A 16521-nucleotide genomic window follows, 5' to 3' on the forward strand; every position below is an offset into this window, starting at 1 on the left:
CGGTGGCTATGGAGGTCCTACGCCCGTGCCAATTGCGCATCAGGCAGGGACGAGGGCTTGGGCGACTAATGAACCTGCGTGTCTGGGAAAACCCCTGGCGCTTGATGCTTGCCGTCAACGCCGCCGTACTGGTCGGTGTCTTCCTGCACAAGATCGCGCTGCCGCCTTACGTCCCCTACATCCATCTGCTAGTCGATTATCATTTCGGCTTCACCAAGCGCGCGCTGATCGGCGCGATCGTCTCGCTGTTTACGGCCAAGGTGCCGGTGTGGCTCGTGTTCGCGCTGGGCGGGGCGGCGTGGCTGATCACAGCGGGGCTGTTCGTCCAGCTATTCCGCCGAACGTTCGGCTTCGAGGAAAAATACCTGCCGCTGTTCGTGTTCATGGCGGGCTCGCCGTTCTTCCTGAAGAACTTCATGCACACGCTCGGGCATTTCGACATTTACGGATGTCTGCTTGCGATCTGCCTGCTGTTGATCCCGGCTCGTTCACTTGGCTATGTCCTGCTCGCGGCGATGTTCTCGGCGATCCTCGTTCTGATCCATCATATTCATCTGTTGATGTATGTGCCGACGATCGCTGCCATCGTGCTGCTGCGCCATTATCTCGCCCACGGAGCGAAACGGCAGAGCGTCGCCGTTGGCGCCGCATCGCTCGTGGCAATCGGCGTTCTTTTCATTGCCGCGCAATTCTACGGCACAATGGCAGTCCCGGAGGCGCAATTCGTCGCGTACCTGGAAGGCCGGATGGCCGATCCGCCGCGAGCGAACCTGCTGAGCTTCGGTTATATCTGGTATCAGCCGCTCACGAAGGAAATTCTGGATACCTGGCAACGCCTGCCGCACAACCTTCTTGGGATTCCCGTATTCGTGTTTCTGATCTGGCTGCACACTCCGCTCTGGCAATATTTTCTTCGGCTGGTCGAGGCGCTTGCGGTTGATGCGCATCGCCGCATCGTCCCCGCCGTCGTTGCCGTGGTTACAACCGCGTATCTCATCATGTTCGCGATGGTGTTCGATTATTCCAGGTGGATTTCGAACTGGGCGGTGTGCCTGTTTCTGATCCTGCATGCGGTGAAAACGCTACCTGCGAAAGCGGTGCAACCGATATTGGCTAAAGATCGGAAGATGGTGGCATTGGGCTGGATCGTGATTCTGATCCCGCGCGTCGGCATCGTCCGCCCATTCTAAAAGCGTGCCCGCCTGACGCGAACATAGAGCGCGCCCTCGCCGCCATGGCCGATATGGGCTTCCTCGAAGCCGACCACCAAGGCGCGGAATTCCGGCAGGCCAAGCCAGTGCGGCACCTGACGCCGCAGCACGCCGCGTTCGGACTCGGCGCCCATCTTGCCCTTGCCGGTGATGACGAGGACGAAGGTCAATCCGTCATGATGGGCGCGTTGCAGGAAACCGAATAGCGCGCGGTGTGCGCGCATCTGCGTCATGCCATGCAGATCGAGCCTCGCGTCGATTTCCTTCCGGCCGCGCGACAGATGCGAGCGCTCGCGGCGGCCGATCGGCGCCAGCGGCGGCGGCGCCGGTTTTGAAGAAGCGACTGGCCGCGCCGGCGCTTGGTGCTTCGGCGAAGCGTCAGCTTTCGGCGCAGCCCGGAGCATGGTTTCGGCGGGAGCGGTCGATGCCTTCAAGGCGCGATGTCGCTTGCGCAGCGGCTTGACCTGCTTGACGACGCTTTCCCATAGCGCGCGCTCCTCCTCGCTCAGGCCGCGCTTGCGCCGTGGCGGCTCCGGCAATTCGGGAATCAAGCTCGACGACTTTCGTTTCATCGACGATGGCGATATCGGCGCAGATGACGTTGATGCGGCTTTGCCGAAACTGCCTCGACCTTCGGCCGCGGCTCGGGAAGCGGTACCGGCTTGGCTATGGCGGCCTGAACGGCCGGGACCTGCGAAGGCGCCGATGCGGGTGGCACTGCCGGCTGCACTGTAGACCTTCCAGTCGTCGCTGCGGTCGCCTCGGGCGGCTTCGCCGCGTTCTTCGGCTCGGCGGACGGCGCGGTTTGCGGAAACAGTTTTGCGATCATCTCCGATGGCCGAGCGTCGGGCACCGGCAGCTTGCGGCCGCGGCCTACCGGGTCGAGGCTCTTGGGCACCAGGATCACGAAGCGGGCGTTGTGACGGAGCCGCCCCGACACCTTGCCGGCATCGCTACCTGCACCGAAGTACAGGTCGGCGCGCGCGGGCCCGACGATGGCGGAGCCGGTATCCTGCGCGATCATCAGCCGGCGAAACGGCGTCTTCGATAGCTCCGACTCGATCGGCAGCTCGCCCTCGATGAAGAATGGCGTGCCATAAACGTGCAGCGACTTGTCGACGGCGATCGAGCGGCCCGGCGTCAGCGGCACGCCCTGCGCGCCGACGGCTTCGTCCTTGTCGGAAAGCTGCACCTCGCGGAAGAAGATGTAGGAACGGTTCTGCCGCCGCAGCTCGTCGGCCTCGTTCGGATTCTGCTCCATCCATTCCCGGATCTTCTGCATCGACATCTGATCCTTGGGGATGATGTTGCGCTCGATCAGGATGCGGCCGACCGGCGTGTAGGGATAGCCATTATGCGCATCGTAATTGATGCGCAACGTCGTGCCATCGTCGAGGCTGACCCGCGCCGATCCCTGGATCTGCGTGAACAACAGGTCGGTTTGGTTCGTCAGGTAGCAGATTTCGAGACCGCGGCCGGCGATGGCGCCGTCCTCGATCTCGGTACGGTCGTAATAGGGCACCAGCTTGCGGCGGCCGATCTTGCGAAACACCTGGCCCTTATTTGGTAATCCGGCTGACGCCTGTGTGGTGCCATGAACGAACAGATTCGATGGGCGCCGATACACCGGCACCTTGTAGACCTCGTTCTCGGTCCGTGATCCCTCGACGATGGGCTCGTAATAGCCGGTAACGAAACCCTCGCTTTCGCCGAGCCGCGAAATGCGCAAGGGTAGAAAATGCTCCTCGAAGAAGGCCCTGGCTTTTGCCTCCTCGGAGAGTTCGAGGCTTCTCGCGACACGGCAGGGGTCGCGCAGCGAAGTGCCGAGCGCCTTCGAATCGGCAGGCGGTTTTTGCTGCGCGGCTATCGGCTTGCAACTGACGCGAAATGCTTTGTAGGCGGCAAGATGATCGTCCTCGCGCCAGCCTGCGATCTCCGACCAGGCGACCGGCGTATACTGGCCGCCATTGACCTGAAACGGCAATTCGAGCTCGGGATACGGCAGATGGCGGACCGGCGGCGGAGGCGGCTCCTTTGGCGCACGTCCTTGGCGCGCGAGAGCATCAAGAGGCGCAAGCGCCAACGCCACAGCGATCGCGCCGAACGCGAGCCTCACAAGGTTCTGCGTCTCAGGCCGCGCTTCCAGTGCCAACCAGCTTCCAGTTCGGATCGCGAGAGCTCGTGTCGCGGGCGAAGGTCCAGACATCGGTGATATCGGCGACCTTGTCGGGATTGCCGTCGACGATGGCGCCGGTCTTGTCGCGGGTCACCGAGATCATCTGCGACACGAAACGAACGGTGAGCTGCGCCGCGCGGTCGCGGGCTTCCGCGCCCACCAGCTCGGCCTTGTCGATCGACACGAACCGCGTTTCGGTCTTCTGCTCATGCTTCTCGCGATCCTTGATCACGGCTTCGAAGCTGTCATAGACCTCGGTCGACAGCAGATCCTTCAGCGCGCGCCGATCGCCATTGGCAAACGCCAGCACGATCATCTCGTAGGCGCTGCGGGCGCCGGAGAGGAAGTGCCTGGGATCGAACGAGTTGTCCTGGGCGGCAATGGCGTCCAGACCCGCGGCGAGCGGCGTGCCCGGCTCGGCAACATCCTTCCAGCGATCGGCCGGCGATACGTCGGGGTTCGGCGCCAGCGGCGACTGATCGATGACGGTGCCCGGCATCGGAACGACGTTATTATTGTCCTGCGTCCGCTGCGCGACGTTGGGCGCAGCCCGGTCATAGGGCCGCTCACTCCCGGTGCGCTGCCCGAGGACGCTGCGCAGGCGCAGGAAGATGAAGACCGCCAGCGCCAGGAAGATGATGGTGTAGATATCCACGTCGTATTCGCTTTCTGGGTTCTAGCGCCGGCAACGGGCCCGGCGGTCGAGCGTTCCCTTGGTGTGAAGCTCTCTGGCGAGTTTCCCCGAGAACGGCAGAGATTACATCATCGATTGAGACTGCAGCATGTAGGCATGAAACTACGCCCGGCCAATGGCGCGTTTTGGCGCGGGTGATTGTAGCGCGTTTTCGCTGCGAGGGGAAACCCGATCCTGACCGGAAATCACGCACATTCAATCATTTAGAGTACGAATTGGCGGCTCGGTCAGGGCCCTATTAGGCATATCCGCCACAATTGAAGGCCCCGCCGGTCGCCCCGCCATTTTGTCGTCCTTGTGGAATGAGCCGGGCCTATGATAGCCACTCGCCCGGAAAAGACATTTTCGCAATCAAAAGCGAACCCAGACGAACACGGCCTGCGCTCGCGAGCGCTTCAGGAGAGAGTTTCATGACCAACGGCAACGGCGCGCCTGCCGAACAGGCCCCTCCCCAGCTCAACGTTCTGGCCCAGTACACCAAGGATTTATCGTTCGAGAATCCGAACGCGCCGTCCTCGCTGGCGCCGCAACAGCAGCAGCCCGCGATCAACATCCAGATCAACGTTTCCGCGAACAACCTGTCGGAAAGCGAGTTCGAGGTGACGCTCTCGATCGAGGGCAAGGCCGAAGGCGCCGGCAAGGTGATGTTCAGCTTCGAGCTGGCCTATGCCGGCGTGTTCCGCATCGTCAACGTGCCGAAAGAAAACCTGCATCCGCTGGTGATGATCGAATGCCCGCGGCTGTTGTTCCCGTTTGCGCGCGAAATCATCGCGACCGCCGTGCGCGATGGCGGGTTCCCGCCCCTGATGCTGGATCCGGTCGATTTCGTCGGCCTGTACCGCCAGAACATGGAGCGGCAGGCTGCGGCACAGGCCGCCTCCGGCGCCAAGCCGAGCTAAGCTTTGGCGGCGGTCCGTCAGGCCGCCGCTACGGACAGAAAATCGTTCCAGATTGGCTTGTCGCCCAGGGTGGCGACAAAGGCGCGGTGGGCCTCGCGGTCCGCATCGGTGACGCGCGGCGCCAATGGAACCTCGCGCTGCCGGCGCGGCGTTTCGCCGATCCCGCTGGTGACGGTTACCCGGGTTTCTGACGCCAGAATCAGCTGCGACTGCCGCGCCCCGATCAGGTCGATGTAAACCTCGGCCAGAAGCTCGGCGTCGAGCAGCGCGCCGTGCTTGGTGCGGCGGGAATTGTCGATCGCATAGCGCGAGCAGAGATCGTCCAGCCGATTGGACACGCCGGGATGCTTGCGCCGCGCGAGCAGCAGCGTGTCGACCAGCCGCTCGCGCGAAATCGGCTGCCGCTTGATGCGGTCCAGCTCGGCATTGATGAAGCTGATATCGAACGAAGCGTTGTGGATGACGAGCGGCGCGTCGCCGATGAATTCCAGGAACTCCTCGACCACTTCGGTGAACAACGGCTTGGAGGCAAGGAATTCGGTCGACAGGCCGTGCACATTGAACGCTTCCATCGGCATGTCGCGTTCGGGATTGATGTAGCGGTGGAACGTCTGCCCCGTCGGCATGCGGTTGAAGATCTCGATGCAGCCGATCTCGACCAGGCGGTCGCCGCGCAGCGGGTCGAGGCCGGTGGTTTCGGTATCGAGAACGATTTCGCGCATGGATTCCGCTTTAACGCTGAGGTCCGGCGAATCAGGTCCGCCGCTGCGGCATCTTAGCAACCGCGGCCAGAATGTCCTTGATTTGCGCCCGCACAGGGTCGAGGCCATGGGAGGTATCCACGACGAAATCGGCGCGCTTCCGCTTCTCCGCGTCGGGCACCTGGCGCGCAATGATGGAATCGAGTTTCGCGGCATCCATGGTGCCGCGCGCCAGCACCCGCTCGCGCTGCAGTTCCGGTGACGTCGTCACCACGACCACGGCATCGACGCGCTTCTCGCCGCCGGTCTCATAGAGCAACGGCACGTCCACGACGACAACAGGCGTCCCGGCGCGTTCGGCATCGGCGAAGAATTTCTGCCGGCCGGCGCCGAGCATGGGATGGACGATCTGTTCGAGCTGCTTCATGGCGGCCGGGTCATGTACCACACGCTCGCTGAGCTTTTGCCGATCGACCTTTCCATTCGACGTCGTGCCGGGAAAAGCCGCCTCGATCGCGCCGACCGCTGCGCCCTCGTAGAGTTTGTGAACCTCCGCATCGGCGTCATAGAGCGGCACGCCGGCTTCCACGAACAGTTTTCCCGTCGTGGATTTCCCCATGCCGATCGAGCCGGTGAGACCGAGAACTAGCATTTTATCCGCCGCATCATCTCAAACACGGAATAGCCCCTGCCCCCGCAGGAATGCAAGCAGGGGCAACAGCGGCAGACCGAGGATTGTAAAATGGTCGCCCTCGATGCGCTCGAACAGATGCACGCCGAGCCCCTCCAGCTGATAGGCGCCGACACTGGTCGTAACGGCGTCGCCGGCCGTGTCCAGATACGTTTGTATCTCCTTGCCGCTCAATTGACGCATGGTCATGCGGGCAATCGAAACCTCGGAAAAAAGCGTCTTGCCGTCGCGAGCCACCGCCACGGCCGAATGCAGCTCGTGGGTCTGGCCGGCGAGCAGACGCAATTGATCCTCCGCTTGCGCGCGCCCGGCGGGCTTGCTGAACAACCGGCTCCCGAGCGCCAGCGTCTGGTCGGCGCCGATGACATAACGGCCGGGATTTTTTGCCGACACAAAGCCCGCCTTCTCGCCCGCCAACAGGCCTGCGATCTCGCCGGGCGCGGAAAGGCCGGAATTTTTCTGAACGGCACGCTCTTCGATATCGGCCGGAACGGCTTCGAAGGAGATACCGGCATTGGCGAGCAGCATCTGCCGCGCGCGGCTCTGCGAGGCCAGGATCAGTGGATGTTGTCCATGCCAGATGGTCATCGCGGCGGCGTCATTCGGCAAGCCGCTGCCGCTGCCGATCGGTGAACAGTTTTAGCACGGCCGCAGCGGTTTCCTCGATCGAGCGCCGTGTCACGTCGAGTTGCGCCCAACTGAATCTTGCGCTCAGCTTTCGCGCATAGGCGACTTCATCGGTCACCGCCTGGCGATCGATGTACTCATCGTTCGGCGTATCGGCGCCCATGCTCAGCAATCGGTTTTGCCGGACCTGGATCAGCCGCTCGGGCGTGGCATGAAGACTGACGACAAGCGGCTTCTTCAAGGTCTCGAGCTGGTGCGGCAGCGGAATGCCCGGCACCAGCGGCACATTCGCGGTACGCACGCCGCGGTTGGCGAGGTAGATCGAGGTCGGCGTCTTCGAGGTGCGGGACACACCGACTAGGACGACGTCGGCCTCCTCCAGGCCTTCGACGTGCTGCCCGTCGTCATGCATCATGGTGTAATTGAGCGCGTCGATCCGCTTGAAATATTCCGCGTTCAGAACGTGCTGGGCACCCACCCTGCCCGTCGTTGCCGCGCCGAGATACGCCTCGAACAATTGCATCACCGGACCGATGATCGAAAGACTCGGAATATTGATGTCCCGGCACTTGGCCTCCAGCCGGCCGACCAGATCCTTCTCCAGCAGCGTGAACAGCACGATGCCCGGTGCCTCCTCAATCTCGTCGAGCACGCGGTCGAGCTGCTTCTGGCTGCGCACCAGCGGATAGACATGTTCGACCGCGGTCACGTTGGCGTATTGCGCGGCCACCGCGCGCGCCACCGTGATCAGCGTCTCGCCGGTCGAATCCGAGACGAGATGAAGATGAAAATAGTTGCCGGTCGTGGGCACCCGAACCCCTGTGTAATCCTGTGAATCCTGTGGAGCTTAACCACGTTGTCAGGCCCTCTGCCCCCACCCCATGGATAACCCCTGGGTTTCTTCACAGGGCCTCTCGCGAGGACAAGTCCGCCGTCCGGCGGCAATGATAATGAGAAGATGTGGATTTGTCTCTTGATAAGCTGGCCACGGATCATCGCAAGCAATTGATGCGCGTGGCGTTATCCGGATGGTCTGACGGCTGGCCAGAATTAGCGCGGGATGTGAACAAACCCTTAAAAGAATCGGGACCGCATTGCGTGAGTCCAAATCACCGTCACCCAGACTCAAACCCTAAGATTCTAAAATTATTAGTTTAGAGAAGCGGAGCTTTGCGGATATGTCTTGCGTCCCACGTGAGCGGCGTTCTTTCGCAACGCTGCGGCATCAGGAACGTTCCGGGACGAGACCGCTGCAATGTATGAGTGGATCAAGGCGCTGCATGTGATCGCCGTCATCTCCTGGATGGCCGGCATGCTCTATTTGCCGCGGCTGTTCGTCTATCACTGCGAGGCCGAGGTCGGATCGAAGCAGTCCGAGACCTTCAAGGTGATGGAATGGCGATTGCTGAAGGTGATCATCAACCCGGCAATGATGGTCACCTGGCTGGCCGGGCTCTATCTGGTGTGGAGCGGGCATTGGTACACATCGCCCTGGTTTCACGCCAAGCTGACGCTGGTGCTCATCATGTCGGGCGTCCACGGCTTTTTTGTCCGTTGGGTCAGAGATTTCGCCGCAGACCGGAATACCAGAAGCCAGAAATTCTATCGTATTATCAATGAAATACCGACTATCCTGATGATTTTCATCGTCGTCCTGGTGATCGTGAAGCCGTTCTAGCCTCATTTTTCCCTGGACCATCGGTTTCACACCTGCTTGCGAAGCAGCAGCCGATTTTCTATATTGTCTAAATCCCACCCCACGCAGGCGGATGTGGCTGCGTTCCGGCTCCTCATTGGACCGGCCGCCGCATCAGGTTTGATGCCTCACCGGCGCTTTCCTTGCTCAGATCTGCGGACCTTCCTTTTTCCGTGGCTGCTTTTTCTTAAAGCCACCTGCACTCCTTCCAGAAGACACTCCACAGGACCACCCCAATGCGGGAAATGAAACTCCAAGACCTCAAATCGAAAACGCCGGCCGAGCTCGTCACGTTCGCCGAAGAGAGCGGGGTCGAAAATGCCAGCACCATGCGCAAGCAGGAGCTGATGTTCGCCATCCTCAAGCAGCTCGCGATCCAGGAAATCGACATTATCGGTGAAGGCGTCGTCGAGGTTCTCTCCGACGGCTTCGGCTTCCTCCGCTCGCCCGATGCCAACTACCTGCCCGGCCCCGACGACATCTACGTCTCGCCCTCGCAGATCCGCCGCTTCGGCCTTCGCACCGGCGACACCATCGAAGGCCACATCCGCAGCCCCAAGGAAGGCGAACGCTATTTCGCGCTGCTCAAGGTCAACACCCTCAATTTCGAAGACCCGGAAAAGTCCAAGCACAAGGTCAATTTCGATAACCTCACGCCGCTGTTTCCGGACCAGCGCTTCCGCCTCGAACTCGAAGACCCCACACGAAAAGATCTTTCGGCCCGCGTGATCGACATCGTTGCGCCGATCGGCAAAGGCCAGCGCGCACTGATCGTCGCGCCGCCGCGCACCGGCAAAACGGTGCTGATGCAGAACATCGCGCACTCCATCACCGCCAATCATCCCGAATGCTATCTGATCGTTCTTCTGATCGACGAGCGTCCGGAAGAAGTCACGGACATGCAGCGCTCGGTGAAAGGCGAGGTGGTGTCGTCGACCTTCGACGAACCGGCGGTGCGCCACGTCCAGGTCGCCGAGATGGTGATCGAGAAAGCCAAGCGCCTTGTCGAGCACGGCCGCGATGTCGTAATCCTCCTGGACTCGATCACGCGCCTGGGCCGCGCCTACAACACCGTGGTGCCGTCATCCGGCAAGGTGCTGACCGGCGGTGTCGACGCCAATGCGTTGCAGCGGCCGAAGCGATTCTTCGGCGCGGCGCGAAACATCGAGGAGGGCGGTTCGCTCACCATCATTGCGACCGCGCTGGTCGATACCGGCAGCCGCATGGACGAAGTCATCTTCGAAGAGTTCAAGGGCACCGGTAACTCCGAACTAATCCTCGACCGTAAGGTCTCGGACAAGCGGACCTTCCCGGCGATCGACATCTCGCGCTCCGGCACGCGCAAGGAAGAGCTGATCACCGATCCGCAGCTTCTGAAGAAGATGTACGTGCTGCGCCGGATCCTCAATCCAATGGGTACGATGGACGCGATCGACTTCCTGCTCGACAAGCTCCGCAACACCAAGAACAACTCGGAGTTCTTCGACTCCATGAACACCTGAGCCGTAACGGGGCCAGGTCAGGGGAGGGCGCCTCGCACCGCGGGGCGCCCTTTTTCATGCGCCCAGGTCGAGGTCCGGCGTTTTCGATTGGTTCACCATATAAGCTATTGAATTTTATCTGGTTTGTTTTCGCCCGGCACGCCCGGACACAAAATCGCGAAAACAACCCCATGCACAGTACCCCGGCTTTGCCGCTCACCGCTGAATCGCGTTGCCTTTTCGGACCCTCGCAGACAAATAGGCTATGCATCCGCGGGACCAGACCATCTTTGCACTGTCGTCAGGCCAGCCGCCGAGCGCGATTGCCTTGGTGCGCATCTCCGGCCCGCAGGCAGGAAAGGTCGTCGCAACGCTGGCCGGCAAATTGCCATCAGCGCGAATGGCCACCCGCGCCTTGCTTCGCGATCTCAGCCAGCGGCCGATCGACGATGCCGTGGTGCTGTGGTTTCCGGGTCCGCGAAGTGCGACGGGAGAAGACGTCGCGGAACTTCATGTCCATGGCGGACGTGCGGTGCTGGCGGCCTTGTTCGCGGCGCTGTCCGGATTCGAAAATGTTCGCCCCGCCGAGCCCGGTGAGTTTACCCGGCGCGCGTTCGAGAACGGCAAGCTCGATCTCACCGAAGCCGAAGGCCTCGACGATCTCATCCACGCTGATACCGATAGGCAGCGCCGCCAGGCGCTGCGCCAATTGAAGGGACTGCTCGGCGACAAGGCGCGCGACTGGCGCGCAGGGATCATCGAGGCGTCCGCGTTGATCGAAGCCGGGATCGATTTTTCCGATGAGGGCGACGTGCCGGCGGAATTGATCGCGCCGGCGCTGGCGAAGGTTAACGTGCTGCTGGCGGACATCGAGAACGTTCTGGCGGAGCAGGGACGCAGCGAACGCCTTCGCGATGGCCTCGTCGTCGCAATCGCCGGACCGCCGAACGTCGGCAAGTCGACGCTGATGAATCAGCTCGCGCGTCGCGAGGTCGCGATCGTGTCGCCGCATGCCGGCACGACGCGCGACGTCATCGAGGTGCAGCTCGACCTCGACGGCTATCCGGTGACGATGATCGACACCGCCGGCATTCGCGAGACCGAGGATCCGGTAGAGCAGGAGGGCGTTCGCCGCGCGCGATCCCGGGCGGCGGACGCGGATCTTGTGCTGTGGCTGGCGGACTCATCGAACGCCCTGCGTGAAGGGCAGGGCGATACAGCGGCGCCGGTCTGGCTGGTCCGCAACAAGATCGATCTCGATGGCGAGGATCGGCCAGTGGCCGAGTCGTCCGATGGCCGGGTTTTCCTCATTTCAGCCCGTCATGGCGACGGCTTGCCGGAGCTGATCGCGGCCGTGGTCGGGTTTGCGCAAATCTATTTCGGAAGCGGCGAGGGCGGACTAGTCGGTCGGACCCGGCAGCGAAAGCTGTTGCAGGAGACGGCGGAGGCGCTACGTCGCTGCGTCGAGGTCATCGAGGAGGGCGAGGAGCTGGCCGCAGAAGAGTTGCGCGCCGCGGCCTATTCCCTGGGACGGCTGCTCGGAAGGGTCGATGTCGAAGATATTCTCGACGTGATCTTCCGTGAGTTCTGCGTAGGTAAGTAATATTTCCTTACCCATGTTTCACGTGAAACATGACGGTCCCAGGACCTGGCGTTTCACGTGAAACAAATGCTTAAGCAAACTTCTGCTTCCCGGTTTTGCGACTTGGGGATAGAACGCCGCCATGATTTTCCAGGCAGACTCCTTCGACGTTATCGTGATCGGTGGCGGCCATGCCGGCTGCGAGGCCGCGAGTGCGGCCGCGCGGATGGGAGCGAAGACGGCGCTCGTGACTCATCGTTTTTCGACGGTCGGAGCGATGTCTTGCAATCCCGCGATCGGCGGTCTCGGCAAGGGTCATCTGGTCCGCGAAGTCGATGCGCTCGATGGTCTGATGGGCCGGGTCGCTGACGCCGGCGGGATTCAGTTTCGGATGCTGAACCGCCGCAAGGGCCCGGCTGTTCGTGGACCCCGCGCCCAGGCCGACCGCAAGCTTTACGCCGCCGCGATGCAGGCCGCGATCCGGGAGACTACCAATCTCAGCGTGGTCGAAGGCGAGGCGGATGAGCTGATCGTCTCACATGGCCGGGTGACCGGAATTCGTTTGGGCGACGGCCGGCAGTTGAGTACCGGCGCGGTAGTCATCACCACGGGGACGTTCCTTCGAGGTCTGATCCATCTCGGCGAGAAGAACTGGCCGGCCGGCCGGGTCGGGGAGGCGCCGGCCATGGGGCTTTCCGCCTCGTTCGAGCGCGCCGGGTTTAGCCTTGGACGTCTGAAGACCGGCACGCCGCCGAGGCTCGATGGGACGACCATCGACTGGTCCGCAGTCGAGATGCAGCCCGGCGATGATCCACCGGAGCCGTTCTCGGTCATGACCGACCGGATCACGACGCCGCAAATCCAGTGTGGAATCACCCGGACGACACCCTCGACCCACGAGGTGATCCGGGCCAATGTACATCGCTCGCCAATGTATTCCGGCCAGATCAAGAGCAGCGGCCCGCGCTATTGCCCGTCGATCGAGGACAAGATCGTCAAGTTCGGCGACCGCGACGGCCACCAGATCTTCCTGGAGCCAGAGGGGCTCGACGACTCCACGGTCTATCCTAACGGCGTCTCGACCTCGCTGCCGGAAGAAGTTCAGCTCGCGATCCTTGCCAGCATTCCTGGGCTTGAGCGGGTCAGGATGGTCCGGCCGGGCTACGCCATCGAGTACGACCACGTCGATCCCCGCGAACTCGATCCGACACTGCAGACCAAGCGCGTACCCGGTCTTTTCCTCGCCGGACAGATCAACGGTACGACGGGATATGAGGAGGCCGCGGCCCAGGGGATCGTGGCCGGCCTCAACGCGGCCCTGGCGGCGGGCGGTGCCGATCCGATCGTGTTCGATCGGGCTGACGGCTATCTCGGCGTGATGATCGATGACCTCGTCACCCGCGGCATCTCAGAACCATATCGGATGTTCACCTCGCGGGCCGAGTACCGTTTGACCCTGCGGGCCGACAATGCGGATCAGCGCCTAACTGATAAGGGCATCGCCCTGGGCTGCGTCGGCGCGGCGCGCAGCGAGCGGCATCGGGAGAAGATGGCGGCGCTCGCCGCGGCGAAGGCGGTGGCCAAATCGCTGACGATGACTCCCAATGAAGCGGTGAAGTATGGCCTGGCGCTCAACCGGGATGGCCATCGCCGCTCAGCTTTTGAGCTGCTGGCCTATCCGGAAATCGAATGGACGATCTTGCGCGGCATCTGGCCGGAGTTGTCGAGCATCGATCCGACCATCGCCGTCCACCTCGAGATCGACGCCAAGTACGACGTCTATCTCAAGCGCCAGACCGCTGATGTCGATGCCTTCCGGCGGGACGAAGGTCTGGTCCTGACCGGCATCGACTACGCCGATGTGCCTGGGCTTTCAAATGAGGCGCGGGCCAAGCTTGAAGCGGCGCGGCCGCGGACGGTGGGGCAGGCGGGCCGGCTCGACGGATTGACGCCGGCGGCGCTGGGTATCTTGGCGGCCTATCTGCGTCGCGAGGCGCGGCGGAAAAATTCGCGGGTACAGCGTAAAGAATCTGTTTCACGTGAAACGGGCAGGGCGATTTGCATCGCCCCGGCCGGGCGTAGCGACCCGCTCGTCCAATGGCCGACCGTCAGCGAGCACCTTCAGGCATGAGCAAAATCCAACCGGCAATTCTTCCCTTGGCCGCGGACAAGGCGGAGGCGCTCGCCCTCACGCCTGTCTCGCCTCAGACGGTTGAGCGGCTCGATCGCTACGTCACGCTCCTTCTGGAGTGGCAGGCGAAGACGAATCTCGTCGCGCCCTCTACGCTTTCGAATCTTTGGACGCGCCACATCGCCGACTCGCTGCAGCTTCTGGACCTCGCGCCATCGGCCAAGATCTGGGTCGATTTCGGGAGCGGTGGCGGTTTCCCTGGCGTGGTGCTGGCTTGTGCGCTGGCGGAGACGCCGGGCGCCAATGTCCATTTGGTCGAGCGCAACGCTAAAAAAGCAGCGTTCCTGCGGGAGGCGGTGCGCATAACTTCCGCACCTGCAATCGTGCATTTGGCGGGAATCGGGGATATTGTGGATAGAATCGCTGGCCGCGTCGATTGCGTCACTGCGCGGGCGCTGGCTCCATTACATCAGCTTGTCGGCTTTGCGGAGCCGTTCGTGAGCAACGGCGCCAAGGCGTTGTTTCTCAAGGGCCAAGATGTAGAGGCTGAATTGACTGAAGCCGCTATATATTGGAATATTGGACCGCGACTCCATTCCAGCCGCACGGGCGGGCACGGCTGGATCGTCGAACTCGATCGCATCGAGCGGCGAAACTCCTCCGCGATCACACATGGCGATCGGGCATGAGCGAATTAGGCCAGTTATATCAAAAGGATAGGGAGGAAACTCCACCACCCCACCCACGCATCCTGTCGCTGGCCAATCAGAAGGGCGGCGTGGGAAAGACGACCACCGCGATCAACCTCGGCACCGCCCTCGCGGCGATAGGCGAGCGCGTGCTGATCGTCGATCTCGATCCGCAGGGCAACGCTTCCACCGGTCTCGGCATCGATCGCCGCAACCGCAGCTGCTCGACCTATGACGTGCTGATCGGTGAAGCGCCGCTGCGCGATGCCGTGGTGGCGACGGCCGTGCCGCGGCTGCACATCGCCTCCTCCACCATGGATCTGTCGGGCCTCGAGCTCGAACTCGGCACAACACCTGGCCGCGCGTTCCGGCTGCGCGACGCGATCGCGGCGCTGAACAAGAACGCCGCGCCGGATACCGACTACGCCTATGTGCTGATCGATTGCCCGCCCTCGCTCAACCTTCTCACGGTCAACGCGATGGCGGCTTCGGATGCGATCCTGGTGCCGCTGCAGTGCGAGTTCTTCGCGCTCGAAGGTCTATCGCAATTGCTGCAGACAGTGGAGCAGGTGCGCTCGACGCTCAACCCGAACCTGTCGATCCACGGCATCGTGCTCACCATGTTCGATTCCCGCAACAATTTGTCGAACCAGGTCGTCGCCGACGTCCGGCAGTTCATGGGCGGCAAGGTCTACGACACCATGATCCCGCGCAACGTGCGCATCTCCGAGGCGCCGTCCTACGGCAAGCCGGTGCTGGTCTATGATCTCAAATGCGTCGGCAGCGAGGCCTATCTGAAGCTCGCGACCGAAGTGATCCAGCGCGAGCGCGATCTCAGGACGCATTAGTTTCTGCGGTGTCATGCCGGACAATCCGCGCGAGCGGATTGATCCGGAATCTCGATATGGTGAAGCGACTCTCTCATCTCGAGATTCCGGGTTCGCGTCTGACGACGCGCCCCGGAATGACGGCAAGGTCAACCAAATTCTGTTTTCGGAGTAGTTGAGTGCAGTCTAAGGAGTTGGCGATGGCCGACAAAACAGGTTCGCGGTTGGGCCGTGGCCTCGCAAGTCTGATCGGGGATGTCGGTGGCGAGACTGCGCACACCGAACGGCCGCGCAACCAGCGCAAGGTGCCGATCGAATTCCTGAAGCCGAATCCGCGCAACCCGCGCCGGACCTTTGCCGACGCCGAACTCGGTGAGCTCGCCAGCTCGGTCAAGCAGCACGGCGTGATCCAGCCGATCGTGGTCCGTCCAGTGAAGGGCGCCCAGGACCGTTACGAGATCATCGCCGGCGAACGGCGCTGGCGCGCCGCGCAGCTCGCCAGCCTGCACGAGGTGCCGATCGTTCCGATCGAGGTCAGCGATAGCGACGCTCTCGAGATCATGATCATCGAGAACGTGCAGCGCGAAGATCTCAATGCGATGGAAGAGGCGCAGGGCTATCACGCGCTGGCCGACGAATTCAAACGCAGCCAGGAAGAGATCGCCAAGGAGGTCGGCAAGAGCCGCAGCCACGTCGCCAACATGATGCGGCTGACGAAATTGCCGGCGGAAGTGCAGGCCCTTATTTCGAGCGGCGAATTGTCGGCGGGACACGCCCGCGCCCTGATCGGCGTGCCCGATCCGCTCGCGGCCGCCAAGCGCATCGTCGCCGAAGGCCTCAACGTGCGCCAGACCGAAGCGCTCGCGCATGAGGAGGGCGTGCCGGAGCGCAAGCCGCAGAAGGCGCGCGGCGGCGGTGGTGGCAAGACCAAGGACCCCGACACCGTCGCGCTGGAGAAGCGCGTTTCCGATGCGCTCGGCCTGAACGTCACCGTCAACCACCGCGACCCCGGCGGCTCTGTCCAGATCAGCTACCGCAACCTCGAACAGCTCGACGAGGTGATGCGGCGGCTGGAGGGGAAATAACGCTGTCATTGCGAGGAGCGATCGCGACGAA

At 62.5% G+C, this 16521-nt stretch carries 15 protein-coding genes and 1 pseudogene; 9 read left to right on the forward strand and 7 right to left on the reverse strand.

The window, feature by feature from the left end; all coding sequences use genetic code 11:
• Positions 1–68 precede the first annotated feature (68 nt).
• Positions 69–1190 (forward strand): hypothetical protein, encoded by a 1122-nt coding sequence (locus RX331_RS00950; protein WP_317254812.1) that lies wholly within the window; start codon positions 69–71, stop codon positions 1188–1190.
• Here the strand turns inward: RX331_RS00950 and RX331_RS00955 are convergent.
• The 3 genes from RX331_RS00955 to RX331_RS00965 are packed head-to-tail and all read right to left on the reverse strand — an operon-like array spanning position 1187 to position 4042.
• A complete protein-coding gene (locus tag RX331_RS00955; RefSeq protein WP_317254813.1) occupies positions 1187–1783 on the reverse strand; it encodes a Smr/MutS family protein in 597 nt (198 codons plus the stop codon). The genes RX331_RS00950 and RX331_RS00955 overlap by 4 nt on opposite strands.
• Entirely contained in the window at positions 1780–3363 is a 1584-nt protein-coding gene (locus RX331_RS00960) for a murein transglycosylase A (RefSeq protein ID WP_317254814.1), read from the reverse strand. Before RX331_RS00960 ends, RX331_RS00955 begins: the two co-directional genes overlap by 4 nt.
• Positions 3341–4042: a Tim44/TimA family putative adaptor protein gene (locus RX331_RS00965; protein ID WP_317254815.1), complete on the reverse strand. Its 702-nt coding sequence runs from the start codon at positions 4040–4042 to the stop codon at positions 3341–3343. The genes RX331_RS00960 and RX331_RS00965 overlap by 23 nt, the downstream gene beginning before the upstream one ends.
• 449 nt (positions 4043–4491) lie before the next feature.
• Between RX331_RS00965 and secB the strand changes: the two genes are divergently transcribed.
• Positions 4492–4980, forward strand: coding sequence for a protein-export chaperone SecB (secB, locus tag RX331_RS00970; protein WP_317254816.1), 489 nt, complete (start codon positions 4492–4494; stop codon positions 4978–4980).
• Between the two features lie 17 nt (positions 4981–4997).
• Here secB and dnaQ read toward each other — a convergent pair whose 3' ends face one another.
• Genes dnaQ through RX331_RS00990 form a run of 4 tightly spaced genes read right to left on the reverse strand, consistent with a single transcriptional unit; the run spans position 4998 to position 7810 of the window.
• Complete coding sequence (gene dnaQ / locus RX331_RS00975; protein WP_317254817.1) at positions 4998–5702, reverse strand: DNA polymerase III subunit epsilon; 705 nt, start codon at positions 5700–5702, stop codon at positions 4998–5000.
• Between the two features lie 31 nt (positions 5703–5733).
• Positions 5734–6333 carry a dephospho-CoA kinase gene (coaE, locus tag RX331_RS00980; RefSeq protein WP_317254818.1) on the reverse strand — a complete coding sequence of 200 codons (600 nt, stop codon included), beginning with the start codon at positions 6331–6333 and terminating at the stop codon, positions 5734–5736.
• 18 nt (positions 6334–6351) lie between these two features.
• Entirely contained in the window at positions 6352–6960 is a 609-nt protein-coding gene (locus RX331_RS00985; RefSeq protein ID WP_317254819.1) for a Maf family protein, read from the reverse strand.
• A gap of 10 nt (positions 6961–6970) precedes the next feature.
• Positions 6971–7810, reverse strand: coding sequence for a pyruvate, water dikinase regulatory protein (locus RX331_RS00990; RefSeq protein ID WP_317254820.1), 840 nt, complete (start codon positions 7808–7810; stop codon positions 6971–6973).
• A gap of 444 nt (positions 7811–8254) precedes the next feature.
• Between RX331_RS00990 and hemJ the strand changes: the two genes are divergently transcribed.
• From hemJ to RX331_RS01025, 7 genes and pseudogenes are all read left to right on the forward strand, one after another.
• The gene (hemJ, locus tag RX331_RS00995) at positions 8255–8677 is read left to right on the forward strand and encodes a protoporphyrinogen oxidase HemJ (RefSeq protein WP_317254821.1); all 423 of its coding nucleotides are present in this window, start codon (positions 8255–8257) and stop codon (positions 8675–8677) included.
• Between the two features lie 254 nt (positions 8678–8931).
• A complete protein-coding gene (rho, locus tag RX331_RS01000) occupies positions 8932–10197 on the forward strand; it encodes a transcription termination factor Rho (RefSeq protein ID WP_057834504.1) in 1266 nt (421 codons plus the stop codon).
• Between the two features lie 244 nt (positions 10198–10441).
• Complete coding sequence (gene mnmE, locus RX331_RS01005; RefSeq protein WP_317254822.1) at positions 10442–11779, forward strand: tRNA uridine-5-carboxymethylaminomethyl(34) synthesis GTPase MnmE; 1338 nt, start codon at positions 10442–10444, stop codon at positions 11777–11779.
• A 121-nt stretch (positions 11780–11900) separates the two neighbouring features.
• Positions 11901–13775 (forward strand): annotated as a pseudogene (mnmG, locus tag RX331_RS01010) (tRNA uridine-5-carboxymethylaminomethyl(34) synthesis enzyme MnmG); the annotation flags it as partial.
• 110 nt (positions 13776–13885) lie between these two features.
• Positions 13886–14578, forward strand: a complete 693-nt coding sequence (gene rsmG / locus RX331_RS01015; RefSeq protein ID WP_317254823.1) for a 16S rRNA (guanine(527)-N(7))-methyltransferase RsmG — start codon at positions 13886–13888, stop codon at positions 14576–14578.
• Positions 14575–15426: a ParA family protein gene (locus RX331_RS01020; protein WP_317254824.1), complete on the forward strand. Its 852-nt coding sequence runs from the start codon at positions 14575–14577 to the stop codon at positions 15424–15426. The genes rsmG and RX331_RS01020 overlap by 4 nt, the downstream gene beginning before the upstream one ends.
• Positions 15427–15605: 179 nt before the next feature.
• On the forward strand, positions 15606–16490 hold the full coding sequence (locus tag RX331_RS01025) for a ParB/RepB/Spo0J family partition protein (RefSeq protein WP_317254825.1): 885 nt from the start codon (positions 15606–15608) through the stop codon (positions 16488–16490).
• Positions 16491–16521: the final 31 nt, after the last annotated feature.

The sequence above is a fragment of the Bradyrhizobium sp. BWA-3-5 genome (genome assembly GCF_032917985.1).
Taxonomy (GTDB): domain Bacteria; phylum Pseudomonadota; class Alphaproteobacteria; order Rhizobiales; family Xanthobacteraceae; genus Bradyrhizobium.

Bases quoted from the DNA above. Each gene is read 5' to 3' on its own strand.
- RX331_RS00950 (WP_317254812.1), top strand. From the start codon at position 69: ATGAACCTGCGTGTCTGGGAAAACCCCTGGCGCTTGATGCTTGCCGTC.
- RX331_RS00955 (WP_317254813.1), bottom strand. From the start codon at position 1,783: ATGAAACGAAAGTCGTCGAGCTTGATTCCCGAATTGCCGGAGCCGCCA.
- secB (WP_317254816.1), top strand. From the start codon at position 4,492: ATGACCAACGGCAACGGCGCGCCTGCCGAACAGGCCCCTCCCCAGCTC.
- dnaQ (WP_317254817.1), bottom strand. From the start codon at position 5,702: ATGCGCGAAATCGTTCTCGATACCGAAACCACCGGCCTCGACCCGCTG.
- coaE (WP_317254818.1), bottom strand. From the start codon at position 6,333: ATGCTAGTTCTCGGTCTCACCGGCTCGATCGGCATGGGGAAATCCACG.
- RX331_RS00985 (WP_317254819.1), bottom strand. From the start codon at position 6,960: ATGACCATCTGGCATGGACAACATCCACTGATCCTGGCCTCGCAGAGC.
- hemJ (WP_317254821.1), top strand. From the start codon at position 8,255: ATGTATGAGTGGATCAAGGCGCTGCATGTGATCGCCGTCATCTCCTGG.
- rho (WP_057834504.1), top strand. From the start codon at position 8,932: ATGCGGGAAATGAAACTCCAAGACCTCAAATCGAAAACGCCGGCCGAG.
- mnmE (WP_317254822.1), top strand. From the start codon at position 10,442: ATGCATCCGCGGGACCAGACCATCTTTGCACTGTCGTCAGGCCAGCCG.
- rsmG (WP_317254823.1), top strand. From the start codon at position 13,886: ATGAGCAAAATCCAACCGGCAATTCTTCCCTTGGCCGCGGACAAGGCG.
- RX331_RS01020 (WP_317254824.1), top strand. From the start codon at position 14,575: ATGAGCGAATTAGGCCAGTTATATCAAAAGGATAGGGAGGAAACTCCA.
- RX331_RS01025 (WP_317254825.1), top strand. From the start codon at position 15,606: ATGGCCGACAAAACAGGTTCGCGGTTGGGCCGTGGCCTCGCAAGTCTG.